Genomic DNA, 13,012 nt, shown 5'->3' with positions numbered 1-13,012 from the left:
AAAATGGATAGTAGAGCAAATTCTTGTCATCGATTGGTCAGTTTGTGATAAAATCCGACTTATTTTTTATTGTTTGAGAATTTATGCACCATCTTGAAAAACAATTAGCCCATTTGAGCAAAATCAATGGGCATCTGTTTTTAGGGAGTGAAGATGCTCTGACCAGCAAGGGATTTAAGCGTGAGGGAATTACTCATGTGGTCAGTATTATTCAATCGAAAATCATTGTAGCTGACAGCATCAAGCATCTTCATATCCAGCTCGCTGATTCGTCTAAAGAAAATATTCGTTGTCATTTTGAACAAGTATTGGCTTTTATCGATGACGCTATCGCTCAAGGCGGCAAGGTGCTGGTGCATTGTGAAAAAGGCATGTCTCGTTCAGCCAGCTTTGTAATCGCATGGCTTATGCATGATCGACACCGTCAGGGATTAACGGTTGATTATGCAGACATTTTGCAAGAACTTATAAAATTACGATCGGTGGTTTCGCCCAATAAAGGTTTTGTCGGGCAGTTAATGGATTATGCCAGGGAATTAAACACCAATTTTATGTCGCTGGGCCACGATTCATTATCACTCATCATCTCAGATTTGTCGCCTGAATCCTGGTCTTCTCTGGGTAGAACATGCCGTTTTTTCAGGCACTTCGTTACAGAAAAAATGGATAAATTATGGATAGCCCACCTGACCAAAACATTCAAATTAAGTCAGGATGAAATCGATTTCTGGCAAGAACATAAATTATCCTTTCCCGTACTGTTTAACCTCTATAAGCGCTTGAATGCCATCCCTTTTCCTAAGAAGTCTATGGCTTTCGCAGTAGGGTTTTTTGGCAATAAAACAACATGTACCCATTTTATAAAGAATGCCAAAGATAACTCCGTGTTAGTGAACATGTTAACCGGGGCCATTTTTGGTTTTAAAGCAGATCTTATTAAATCGTACTTAGGATCGCTTGATCAAAAAAGCAGACAGGAATTATTAAGTTATGCGGTCATGGCGGACAATGTGAATGTATTGAAGCATCTCGACAATGACTCAATTAATTGGCATGTAGTCAATCTACAGGGGAGTAACCTTCTCTTTATCGCCGCGTTTTATGGCAGTTACAACGCGTTTTTATATTTGCACCTGACAAAAGGGGTGGATCCTGCTCAGAAAAATCAGGCCGGTGCGTCTTTACTGGAGGCTTTATGCTACTCTACTCGTTCTGAACTGATAGCCTATGTGAAAGAATTAAAGCTCCTGGATCCCAATGCCCCCAATCACTCCGGATTAACACCCTGGGTTTTGGCAAGAACGCGTAAAAACACGATACTTCTGTCTGCCTTTGAGGAATGGCCAGCCCTCAAGACCCCGCAAATGCTCGGAGCGACCGGTGTTTAAGCACCACCGCCCAGGGCCATGACAATGTTTTTGGCTTTGATCTGCTCAGCACTGAAGGTGACGTGTTGGTTACCACATGAACATGAAAGCGCGTTGGCTTCAGCATCATAGTGTACCAAAATGGACGCCGATTTTTCGGTGTCAGAAGAATCTTCTTTGGCTTTTTTAAACAATGCGTCCAAGTCATTTTGATAATCGAATTGAGTAAATTTGCTCAGTTTTATCTGAAATGAAGCAGGTAGCATGTTGGCCTCGCATAATCCATGCACCGTGCTTAAAAACTGGCTGAGGGTGGGAGTATAATGCCCACTGCAATTATCCATGATCACTTCTTTTTTTCCCGTGGATTCATTCCATCGGTAATCCAGCCAGCCAGCTGATTGGGTTTGTTTACCTGCTTTAAATTGGGAATGAACGGTCGGTGTGCCAATGTACAGGGCGCCGTTTGGTCCTACCGCATACATGTAGGTTTTATTGGGCACTTTTTCGCGGCTTTCATCATAAACCCATTGCCCTTCGACACTATCGATTTTGTGTGCCTTGCGGGTGGGTTTGTCAAAAAAAGAGTAGAGATAAAAAAGCCCCTGCGTGTTTAATGAATCTTCCAATGCTTTATCTTCACTGACTTTAGCCAGATTTGTCTCACGTGCGTTAATTCTGTTCTTCATAGCTATACCAAAATGACTACTTTGGTATAACACTACCTAAAAAAACATTAAGTAATAATTAAGAAATCAATAATTTGCAATATTGCAATACTATTTACACGCCCTTATTAAAATTAACAACAGAAATGAATTGAAAGCGGTCTTTGTTGTCATTTAACGCTATACTCTGGGTAATTCATTCAGGTGTTCTCTATGCGTCTTCAATTTGATAACAGTTTTGCCCGCTTGCCGGATACTTTTTATACCTTGCTGGATGCGACCCCTGTAAATGCCTGTGAGCTGGTCCATGTCAATGAGGAGTTGGCCATGCGTCTCGGGATTAATGCAGAGGCCTTAAGATCTCCCTCGTTTGCCCATTATTTTGGCGGCAATCAGCGTCTGCCCGGCAGTGAGCCATTGGCGATGGTGTATGCCGGGCATCAATTTGGTTATTACGTGCCGCAACTGGGCGATGGCCGCGCCTTGCTGCTGGGTGAGGTGATTAATGCCCAGGGCGAGCGTTGGGATATTCAATTAAAAGGCTCAGGCCAAACCCCTTATTCCCGTATGGGGGATGGCCGGGCAGTGTTGCGCTCGACGATTCGCGAATATCTCGGTTCTGAAGCCATGCACGCCCTGGGTATTCCAACCACACGCGCCTTGTGCGTCGTTGCCACGCATGAGCCGGTGTATCGCCATGTGCCGGAGCCCGGTGCTGTGCTGACTCGAGTGGCTGAATCGCATATCCGAATTGGCCATTTTGAGTATTTTTACTACACCCGCCAAGTTGAGGCGGTGAAGCAGTTGGCCGATTATGTGTTAACACGGCATTATCCTGGCCAGCCCTGTGAGGAAAAGGGCTATGCCCACTTGTTTGAACAGGCGGTGTTACGCACAGCCCGCCTCATAGCCCAATGGCAGGCGGTTGGTTTTTGTCATGGGGTGATGAATACCGATAACATGTCAGTGTTGGGATTGACCATTGACTACGGACCTTTTGGTTTTTTGGACGCTTATGACGCCGCCCATGTCTGCAACAGTTCGGATGAGTCTGGACGTTATGCCTTTGACAGGCAACCTGCCATTGCCTTTTGGAATCTGATGGCGTTTGCCCAGGCACTGACTCCCTTGTTACCTGAAGAGGCGTTAAAATCGATACTGGATTTGTTTCAACCGGAACTTAACAGGGCTTACAGCGGATTAATGTGTCAAAAAATGGGTTGGGAGCAGGCGCAGGAAGAGGATATGGAGCTGGTCAATGCCATGCTGAATTTAATGCAGCAGCATCGCCTGGATTACACGTTATTTTTACGGACACTCAGTGATTATGTGCTTCATCAGGATGATGGTTGCTTTGACCGCCTGACCTGCCAGCCAAAAGTCATCAAATCATGGCTTAAAGCTTACAATGCGCGTAACGCTTGCGAACCTCTTTCTGCTCATGAACGCAGCCGGCAAATGAAAAGCGTCAATCCAAAATACATCCTGCGCAATTACCTGGCCCAACAAGCCATTGAGGCCGCCTATGAGCATCAGGATTACAGCGAAATCGACAGGCTGTTTCGGCTAATGCAGAAGCCTTTCGACGAGCAACCTGAGCAGGCGCATTACGCGCAATTGCCGCCCGACTGGGCGGCGAAAATCGCAGTCAGTTGTTCATCCTGAGGGTTAAAAGCGGTATTGTTTTTGTTGTTGCAGGAATTCTTCAAACCTTATCTGATTCGGATTTTTAAAAAAGCCAAACACCAGTTGACTCTCCTGCTGGATAGCTGATTTAAAGATGGTTTCATCATCTGTCCCAGGAATAATCGGTTGTGACACCGAATCGTAGATGGCGGTTACCGGGTGTGGTTTACCCTGTTCATGCCAATTTAATTTGGCGTGGCAGGTCGGACAGACCTCAATCGGTAATTGCAATGCGGCGATGCGCTCTTTTTGGTGTTCAGTGAGATAGATGCAATGGCCTAAGCGAATTTTACCGAAGAAGGGATGGCCGCTCGATTCAGGGTGTTTTTTTACCCAGTCTTCCAGTGTCGCGAGGATAGTGTCGGTGTCCTGGCGTTCTGCCGGGGTATCGGTTTCACCCATATGAATGGCAAGGCCCACGTTATTTTCCAGCGCCAGTTGAATGGTCTTGATTAATTCATCGCCTGTTAACTGACGCGGAGCCAGGGGTTGGCCGCTGATATCAATGCCTTTGAGCAAGCCGCCGCTGCTTAACACCTTCTCAATAAAATAGGCTGCATCCTTTGCCGTGTGATGGGCTCTGTCCAGGCTCAGTAACCCATACGCTTCTTTACCCAGTGAAACGTCCTCCCTGGCATCGAGCAAGCCCTTCAGAAAGGCATCGATGTATTTCTCAACTGAAGAGCCGTTCATGGATTTGGGGGTTGTGCGGATCTCGAGGTATTGCCCTGCAGAATGGGCGACGACGTCGTAAGTCCCTTCCTGAATGTCCGGCAGCGTTTGCACCATCTTGTGGACAAGGGAAAATTGTGCCCAAATCAGTTTCAGGCACGCTTCGATGTCGCGAGGTTCTTCCTGTGATTTTTTTTCATAATGTTCCTGCGTCTCGAGGAATTGCTGGTAAACCGCCAGGCAATTGTTTCGTTCAGCTATTTTTTTAAGAAAGCCCTGGCTGAAGCTGCCATTGAGATGGCAATGGAAATCGCTAAATTGTTGCTCCGTTTTGGCGTACATGTCGGCCTCCTGACGTCGAAAGTGCTGCATTGTATCGACAATTAAGGCAGACGTCAGCCTGGAACGACGATTGGCCAACAACCTGATTTCAGCTAGTATAGTCGGCCATGGGTGCACAGGAGGAAGCATGACACGGGTTCAATTAACGGTGGAGCCTCAACCGGCTGAGGAAGATGAAGCCTTTTTACGCGCAGGCATTGTGGCGTTCAATGTCAGCTGCATTCATGAGCGGGCCAGTCATTTCTGCATTTTTGCGCGGGATAGAGGGCGCTTGATTGGCGGTGCATCCCTCTGGCAACACAGCGATGCACTCTACATCGATGTGCTGTGGTTTGAAGAAAATTATCGCCGCCAGGGCTTAGGGTCACGCCTTCTGGCAACAATCGATGAGCAGGCAGTAAGTGAACAGATTAAACAAGTGTTTGTTGATACCTTTTCATTTCAAGCACTTGAATTTTACCAAAAAAATAATTTTGAAATCATTGCCTGTGTACCCCGATACCTTTTGGGCTATGATCGCTTTTTCCTAAAAAAAGCACTGGTTTTCTGATCTGGCATTAAATTTGCTGCATAAAATGTCCATAGGCGCTTATGGACAACCATCATGTTTTCGTTAAAGCCCACGCTTCAGACCTTGGTCGGTTTAGCATTATTCGCGGCAGGTCTATCTGCCCATGCCACCACCTGGTACCTGAAAGCCGGTCATTCTCCCGGCAAAGGCACTGCCGAAGAACCGTTTAACAGCATGGAGGCATTGGGTAATCTCGCAGAAGAGGGGGACACCCTGGTCATCCTCCCTTCACCGGACATTTTTAAGGGAAAAATCAAACTTAAACCGGATCAGATCATAAAAGGCGGCGGCGAGATTGGCTGTGCAGGCACGCCGTTTGTGTGCCAGGTCAACCAGGCTGGCGCCAGAATAACCAATCCTGATGGGGATGCCATTGAATTGGCCGAAAATACGCAAATCATGGGTATAGAGATCATAAAACCCGCAGGTTACGCCATTTATGGAAAAAATGTACGTAATGTGAAAATCAGTCACACGCGCATTGTTGGTGCCAATCAGGCGGCACAAGTCCAGGATGAATTTTTACCCCCGCCGGAATTACGCGGCTTTATGACCTTTTTTCTTGGCAAAAAGTATAATAACCGGAATTTCCCCAAGGCGGCGATTGCCTTTATTGGAGACAGTGATTATTCACTGGACGCCATTGAAATCAGCAACAGCCTCATTGAAGCGGAGAATGGCAGCGGCACGAAGGGATCCGGCATCAGTGTGTTACTGGGCGAAAAATCATCGGCTGGCATTGCTCTCGAAAACAACATGATTAAAGGCAACGGTACCCTTGCGGGTGTTTTGCCTAATTACCATGCCGGCATTTATTTATTGGCCAAAGACGAAGCTGAGGGGCGGTTAAAAATTAAAGGGCTAACGGTCAGCCACTTAAAACTGTTCAATGATGGCATTGATGTCATGGCGTTTGATGACGCCAAATTATACGTTCACATCAATGGCTATCAATTTTACGGCTCGCCCTGGCAGGGGCAGATGAGTGAAGGGCTTGAAACCATCACTGCCTATGGGCAGGGCAAGTTTGCTCCCTTGGCCAAAATGACGGCGACTGAACATCATGCGCAAATTGTGCTTCGTCTCGAGAACAGCCTTATCACCGGCAGCGGCGGGCCTGGGGTGGTCATATGCAATTCATTGGGTAATGCCCCGAAAAACATCATTGATCTGGGTCAGGGGACGCCAACTGAAAGCGGGTTCTTTATTGATAGCCCCAGCTCAGGGCATAATGAAATTTATAATAATTCCAGCGCCTCCCAGAATGGCGTGGAGATGATGGTCATCAATGGCAGTGTTTACGCCCGAAATAACTGGTGGGGAGAGAAAGGTACCATCAAAGGTAAAAATGGAGACTGGTCTTTGGACCCAAAACGTGCCCGCCTCTGCGGGGTAAATTTAAAAGCAGATTTTTGTCAAAAGGGCGAGGTCAGCCAATTGGTTACGGAACCGGCGTTGCAACAAGGAGGTGGCAAGTCGAAGTGAATTTGTTCGTCATGTTTTATGGTTTTTGTCGTTGGGTGTGGACTGAATTGTTTACCTTGGTGAATAAGACAAACCCGTAGGAAGATGCGAATCAGATAGTGAGTAATAATATGGATATTTTGATTAATGCCCTGGGATATATCGCTTCATCGCTTGTTTTTGCCGCTTTTTATGTTAAACGAATTATGACCCTGCGTCTCATTGCCATTGGCAGTAATGTCGCTTTCATTGCTTATGCGACTACAGCGCATCTTCTGCCTATTTTTATCCTGCATTCCCTGCTCTTGCCGTTAAATATTCACCGTATTTTAGAATTAAGACGAAATCTTAAACGACTGACTGACGGTCAGGCCGATCCAAAAACCATCAAAAAGCTGCTCGGGCCAAAATGGGTTAATCGTAATGAGATGGTGTTTCAGGACGGTAAAACGACCTGGACCGTTTATTTGCTTAAAGCCGATGCTGATTGCGATGCCACTGCCCGTGACGAACAACCGTCCATTTTTAATGATGAGCGCAGCCCTGATAATATTTATGTGATTAATCCGGATAAATCGGTTGACCCTGGCATGTCGCTTAAATTAATCGGTTACGACAAAGCCAGTAACGTGGAAATAGCAGGAACAGTCGAAACAGCCCTGTAAAGTGATACGGCTCAGCACCCAATTGCAAATAATTCTCATTTATATTATTGTTCTGATTTCATAATAATATAAAGGACGATCATGAAAGCCAGCGCACTTGTATTAACGATGCTGCTCACCGGCTCGCTTCACGCGGCCAGTGAGTGCAATATCCACACCTGGCATACAGTCAACTCACTGGATGGGCAGTGGCATGTCACGCTTAAAATGATTAACCAGCGGGGTGTCTTTGCTGATCGCGATTGCAATCCTTTAACCGAAGCCACCCTTACAGCATCCCAGCCGCTGGTGTATGGTTTTGGTTTTCCTAACGATGCGGATTTTGATTTGGCGTACACGGTGACGGCTGTAAAACAGGAGGTTGGTTTTCAATCGAAAGCCTGCGTGTTTGTGGTCACGGCCAAGGGGCCGGCGCAGCCGGACATTACCGCGATTGCTTATCATGGTGCAGAGTGCCAATGGAAAGTGGTTCGGGGCGTCGGGGAAGATTTTACAGTCAGCTAAAACAAACTCTCCAATTCCACCTGGAACTGGAGAGTTGGCGATTATTGCGGGCTGCTGCCGGATTGTGGTGCGGGGTTTTCTGCGCTGTTTGCTTTGGCCAGTTGAGCTGTGCAAGAGGCGGCAATGTCATTGATTTTGTTGTCATATTCTTTGTCTGTCATGTTGTCGGAATTTTTAATCAGGGCTTTTAATTCCGATTTGGCGCAACCGCAATAAGTCGTAGCCACTTGCTTTAGACGATCATCCATTTTGGGATAAACCAGACTCCAGCGATCATGGCAGGATTCATCAATATCGGCTTCCGAGGCGCTGGTTAATTCGTTGTCTGCTTCAAGCGAGTTCAAGGCGTCGTGCAGCAAGGTACGGGTCATGCACACTTGCGCGGCTTTATCCACAGCGGCGCTGTCCTGCAAGGGTTGCGTCGAAGCACATTCGCAATATTGCTCACCAAAATTTTTGTAATCGACCTTATCTTTCGCGGTATCATCGCGGCCAAGCCAGGCTTTAACACAGGTAGATTGAAACGTTTCTTCGCTTTTCGAAGCGGGGGCATTGTCTGCCTGAACAAATAAAGGGACACCAACAAAAACAACAGCCAAGAGCGATTTTATTGATTTATTAGAGTGCATGGCGTGTTACTCCGTAAGGTTAATTGAAAGGTAATACTAATGTTCAGCATAGTTCACGAATTAAGACTAAGCGAATGGTTTTTAAAAAAAAATTGTGAACCAGAGGGTCTAACCTGGTCACAAAAAAGCGAACTGCCCGATAGCCCAACCAGGCTGGTTGATGCTGTCATAATTGGATAGGTATCTGAGCGAAAGCGGAATATCCCGCTTTCTCATTGAAGAATTAAAAAAACAGAACTCAACCTTGCAGTGACGTGCTTTTTTCCAAACTTTCCGTCATGGGTTTCTCAATAAGCTTCCTATTAAAGAAGCCCGTGTATTGCATAACAATTTTGAGGAGATCGTGATTAGCGCCATCTTTGAAAAATAAATGGGCTGGGCTAGGTTTGGATTTATCTGCCTGGTTATCGCCAACTATGGCGAGAAATTGCAGGGATGGATCAAGGACTGCGCTTTTTAGCAAGGCATAAATGTCTTTTAATCGCGCCAGGTTTTTCTGATGAATCAGAGCTACCTCATCGGGCGATATAGTAAAAAATGCAGGATTATATTCCTCCCTATACGCTTCCAGAGCGCTCAAAAATAACGGGATATTGTCGATATGATCCGAAATGGTTTTGGCTATAAATCGCATTAAATCAAGTACCGGGTCAAGATTGCCATTGTCTAACGCTTCAATGGCGTGCTCAATTTGCTCAAAAGGAATTAAATCCCTGATTCGAGTGAAATCCCGAGGCTGCCCTAAATGCGCAGGCACAGGCATTCTGATTTGATAAAGTGCTTCCGTCAGCAGAGAAATAATATAATGTTTACTTTGTATATGTTTCTCTTTCTGGGTTTCTGATTGTGGAATATTTAATTCTGTTTTTAACTCGGCAGAAATTTCTTTTAATCGCTGAAGGCTTTGTTGGCGAGATTCAACAAGATCTGATGGTGTATTTTGATAATAATTAATACGATGGAGCGGTACGTTTTCATAAATAAGCTGATATTGATATAATTCTTCATAAAAAACATGGTTATCTTCTTCACAGCGTCTAATTGTTTTATCCATTTTTTTAACCAGCATCAGGATGGGATTGGTGTCGCCTTGTTCTAATGCTGCTATTCCTCTGGCAATCTCCTTGCTATTCGGAGAGATTGCATAACCATACCAATCCTGTGTGTTAGCCGCGTAGTATTTAATTTTTATATTGACCAAGGCTTCTTCTGCTAATTGAGCAATTTTTTCGATATTCATTTCATCACCATTCATAAAACTGAGTAAATATAATACTAAATGATTATTAAGAGATCATTAATGCTTTCAATTAAAAGGAGTCAGCGAGATGCGTTTATCGTGCCTCGTGGTAAACAGGTGTTACCGATGTCTCGCCATGTTTACGCCCATGTTCCGGACACACAGAGGAGAGGCACTTGATACTAAAATGGACGAAGGCCATCAAACGTTGTTTTTTGGGTGTCGGAGGCAATGAGGGCTAAAGATTTTATGCAGGCCGTGTTTTCAAGGCTGGATTGAGTTGCGCGATAACTGCTTTCTGCCAATTGCACATAAGCTTTTGTGTCCGTGGCATTGGCCTTGTTATTGAGTTGGGTCCAGCACCAAAGGGTTATCCACCAGCTGACTAAGGGTTTATACACTTCAAACCAGGCTTCAATCATGGGGGTTACTTCACCAAAATAATAGCCCAGCAGTTGCTTCTCCTGCTCGAGAGACAGTTTTCCTTCCAGGCAGAAATAAACCAGATCCCATAAAAAATCATTGTTGCCGGAGTATTCCCAATCAATTAACTTGAACAATGACGAGGACATTAAAAAATTACCCGGGGTGGGATCATTATGGCAGGGCATCAGTGGGATTTTATAGTTGCTGCAGATGCCGGCAATTTTTGCCAAACCCTCTTCCACAGAAGCCAAATCTTTTGGGAGGTCAAACGTTGCATTTTCCTTGACTGCTTTCAGCAAATCCTCATTGCGCTGGAAAAGATGTATGTCATTACTGAATTGATGCGATTGATGAAGCTTGCGGAAAATATCGGCGATGCTTTTCAACACATCGTTCTCTTTGAGCAGGACGGGGCTTAGGGGCTTGCTGTTTTCAAGAAATCGGGTTAGCTGCAAACCATCCTTGTCATCAAAAAATTCAATGGTCACGTTAATCGCTGCCTGACTGACTTGCCTGGCATTGTAGCCTTCATGCTTTCGGGTGATGAAACGGGATGTATTTTTACCCGGGATACGCAGCACAAATTTTTCGGCTGGCCCTCCGACGCCTTTAAGCTGTTTGATGAAATAGGTGAGGTTGGTCATGCCGCCTGACAATTGCCTGAGTTTAAGGTAATAGAGTGGTTTGAGTTTCGGGATGAGCTGGATGACTGGCGTCAATGCATTATCCTGTTTTGCCTTCGTGCTTAACGCCTGCCATTCTTTACAAACCTGTTGCGTTCTTGCCAGGCTTTGAGCATCGAGAAAACTGAATAAATACACCGCCAAAGGTTCAGGCAGTTTGTGATCAAAAAAAGAAAATTTCATGGCGGCGCTCATCATGCAAAGATAGCGTCGAGTCTAGCGAAATAAGAATCTCATTGTAAAGTTTGTGGTGTAAAGAAGACCCGACGGCTATCGGGCCTGTTTATCTAGCCCTGTTTAAGGCGGTTGATGCGGGCGGACAAGGCCTGCTGGTCAATAAACCCTACGGCGCTCAGGTCCTCCACAACCTGTCCTTCCCGGTCAATGAATAACAGGGTTGGTGTGCCATAAATGGCAAAGGCCCGCTTGATCGCGTCGGTGCTGGGATTGGTTTGGCTGATGTCCACTTTTAAATTCAGTACACCATTTAAAGAGGGACGCAATTGCGGTTGATTCAACACCCTGGATTCAAGGGCCTGGCAGGCGCTGCACCAGGATGCGGTAAAAACTAAAAAAGCTGGGTTGTGAAGTTGCCGCGCCTTGTCGAGTTGCCTTTCTATCGCAGCCATTGAATCGACTGTGACAAACCGCGCCTGTTTTGTCGGGTGTTTGGGAAGTACTGTGGGCGAAAGCCAGGACAGCGTGGCGGAATAAGCAAGCATGCCGCCCACCATGATGCTGGCGACACCCAGACCCTTAAGCAGCATGGCACCCTTGTATTGCAGGGTTTGCAGACTGCCCATGGCGATACTGCCAAAAACGAACAAAGAGGCCCATAGAAGCTTGGTTAAGGGGGCAGGCAGGATGCGTGAAGCCATCCAGATGGCCATGGCGAACAGCAGCAAGCTAAACAGTTGTTTAACCTTAAGCATCCAGCCGCCTGCTTTGGGCAACAGGGAACCATAACCGGAACCGACCAGCAGTAAGGGCATGCCCATGCCAGCAGCCATGACCAGCAAAATGAGACCGCCCTGGGCGGGTTCGCCGTTCTGGCCAATATAGGTCAATACACCAATTAAAGGTGCGGTGACACAGGGAGAAACCACCAGGGTGGATGCAATACCCATAAGCATGGCTCCGGCATAGCCCGATTTGCTGCGTTGGTCTACGCCTTTGAAACGCCGTTGCAACGCTTGCGGCAAATGCAGTTCAAACAGCCCTGACATGGATAACCCCATGATCACAAACAGCCCTGACATGGATAACCCCATGATCACAAACAGCGCACTGAAGCTTAGGATAATGACCGATTTCTGCATGGCCGTTTGTAAGGTGCTGCCCAGATAACCGGCCATAACGCCGGCCGCAGCATAAGTTGCGGCCATGCCGATGACATAGCTTAAGGATATTTTGAACGCCTGTGAGGTGGACTGGGCGTTCCGGCCGACAAGAATGCCCGAGAGAATGGGAATCATCGGTAAAACACAGGGAGTAAATGACAATAAGATGCCGAGACCAAAAAATGCGGCAAGATAGATGAAGGCATTGTGATGTTCAATAAAGTGCATAATCACGGTTGGATTTGCGCTGCCTAATGCACCGCTAAATGACCAGGCACTCTCTGAAACAAGCATGAGCAGCGCCAAAAGGCAAATGCCTTTGAATAAATTCATACGAAGATCCTCTTGATAATCAATGATAGAAGCGAAGTGCTTGAAACTTCGCCACGTTATATTGTGATTAAAATGATCAAAAGGCCTGGATAGGCGGGCGCAAGAGTCGCTTGATAGGGGCACAGGTCGCTAGGGCAGGGAGTGTGAAGTAAACAAGGGAAATCAATTGGCCAAAATAGGCAAGCAAGGGATTCATCCTGTCTTCACCGGGCATGCAATAGGCTGTGGACGCGCAGGACACTGTGGTAGCAAGACGGTTTTGGCAATCGTATTGAAGCGTGTAATGGGCGGTGTTCAACTCGGATGCAGAAGGCAGCAGCACCGGCTTAAGCACCAGCATCAGTAGACTTAGAATCAATAAACCATGTAAAACGCGCAGGAGTAATTTCATGGCATTATGATAAACCAGGCAGCCTTATTTT

General features: G+C 46.3%; 13 protein-coding genes. 6 read left to right on the top strand and 7 right to left on the bottom strand.

Translation table 11 applies throughout. The features are described from left to right. Positions 1-83: 83 nt before the first annotated feature. Positions 84-1,388, top strand: a complete 1,305-nt coding sequence (locus Lery_RS01830) for a dual specificity protein phosphatase family protein (RefSeq protein WP_058525541.1) — start codon at positions 84-86, stop codon at positions 1,386-1,388. Here the strand turns inward: Lery_RS01830 and Lery_RS01825 are convergent. Further along, entirely contained in the window at positions 1,385-2,056 is a 672-nt protein-coding gene (locus Lery_RS01825; RefSeq protein ID WP_058525540.1) for a hypothetical protein, read from the bottom strand. The genes Lery_RS01830 and Lery_RS01825 overlap by 4 nt on opposite strands. Positions 2,057-2,248: 192 nt before the next feature. Between Lery_RS01825 and Lery_RS01820 the strand changes: the two genes are divergently transcribed. After that, the gene (locus tag Lery_RS01820) at positions 2,249-3,700 is read left to right on the top strand and encodes a protein adenylyltransferase SelO (protein WP_058525539.1); all 1,452 of its coding nucleotides are present in this window, start codon (positions 2,249-2,251) and stop codon (positions 3,698-3,700) included. A 3-nt stretch (positions 3,701-3,703) separates the two neighbouring features. Here the strand turns inward: Lery_RS01820 and Lery_RS01815 are convergent, their stop codons facing one another. Next, positions 3,704-4,735, bottom strand: coding sequence for an amidohydrolase family protein (locus Lery_RS01815; RefSeq protein ID WP_058525538.1), 1,032 nt, complete (start codon positions 4,733-4,735; stop codon positions 3,704-3,706). A 127-nt stretch (positions 4,736-4,862) separates the two neighbouring features. Here Lery_RS01815 and Lery_RS01810 point away from each other — a divergent pair, with 127 nt between their 5' ends. The 4 genes from Lery_RS01810 (at position 4,863) to Lery_RS01795 (ending at position 7,939) form a co-directional block, all read left to right on the top strand. Further along, positions 4,863-5,285 carry a GNAT family N-acetyltransferase gene (locus tag Lery_RS01810; RefSeq protein ID WP_058525537.1) on the top strand — a complete coding sequence of 141 codons (423 nt, stop codon included), beginning with the start codon at positions 4,863-4,865 and terminating at the stop codon, positions 5,283-5,285. 54 nt (positions 5,286-5,339) lie between these two features. Further along, on the top strand, positions 5,340-6,791 hold the full coding sequence (locus Lery_RS01805; RefSeq protein ID WP_058525536.1) for a hypothetical protein: 1,452 nt from the start codon (positions 5,340-5,342) through the stop codon (positions 6,789-6,791). 110 nt (positions 6,792-6,901) lie between these two features. Further along, positions 6,902-7,435: a hypothetical protein gene (locus Lery_RS15575; RefSeq protein ID WP_065230220.1), complete on the top strand. Its 534-nt coding sequence runs from the start codon at positions 6,902-6,904 to the stop codon at positions 7,433-7,435. An 81-nt stretch (positions 7,436-7,516) separates the two neighbouring features. After that, complete coding sequence (locus tag Lery_RS01795) at positions 7,517-7,939, top strand: hypothetical protein (RefSeq protein WP_058525535.1); 423 nt, start codon at positions 7,517-7,519, stop codon at positions 7,937-7,939. 41 nt (positions 7,940-7,980) lie between these two features. On the opposite strand, the gene Lery_RS01790 is transcribed toward Lery_RS01795, so the two are convergent. The 5 genes from Lery_RS01790 to Lery_RS01770 all read right to left on the bottom strand — a co-directional run bounded on the left by Lery_RS01790 (position 7,981) and on the right by Lery_RS01770 (position 12,981). Next, a complete protein-coding gene (locus tag Lery_RS01790) occupies positions 7,981-8,568 on the bottom strand; it encodes a hypothetical protein (protein WP_058525534.1) in 588 nt (195 codons plus the stop codon). A gap of 238 nt (positions 8,569-8,806) precedes the next feature. Continuing rightward, complete coding sequence (locus Lery_RS01785; protein WP_131750932.1) at positions 8,807-9,808, bottom strand: hypothetical protein; 1,002 nt, start codon at positions 9,806-9,808, stop codon at positions 8,807-8,809. A gap of 182 nt (positions 9,809-9,990) precedes the next feature. Then, a complete protein-coding gene (locus tag Lery_RS01780) occupies positions 9,991-11,100 on the bottom strand; it encodes a phosphotransferase family protein (protein ID WP_065230229.1) in 1,110 nt (369 codons plus the stop codon). A 104-nt stretch (positions 11,101-11,204) separates the two neighbouring features. Further along, positions 11,205-12,590: a cytochrome c biogenesis protein CcdA gene (locus tag Lery_RS01775; protein WP_058525531.1), complete on the bottom strand. Its 1,386-nt coding sequence runs from the start codon at positions 12,588-12,590 to the stop codon at positions 11,205-11,207. 76 nt (positions 12,591-12,666) lie between these two features. After that, positions 12,667-12,981 (bottom strand): hypothetical protein, encoded by a 315-nt coding sequence (locus Lery_RS01770; protein ID WP_058525530.1) that lies wholly within the window; start codon positions 12,979-12,981, stop codon positions 12,667-12,669. Positions 12,982-13,012 lie beyond the last annotated feature (31 nt).

This window comes from Legionella erythra, assembly GCF_001467615.1.
Classification (GTDB): domain Bacteria; phylum Pseudomonadota; class Gammaproteobacteria; order Legionellales; family Legionellaceae; genus Legionella_C; species Legionella_C erythra.
Note: the sequence above shows the minus strand (reverse complement) of the source record. Positions and strands in the feature narration are given on the sequence as shown.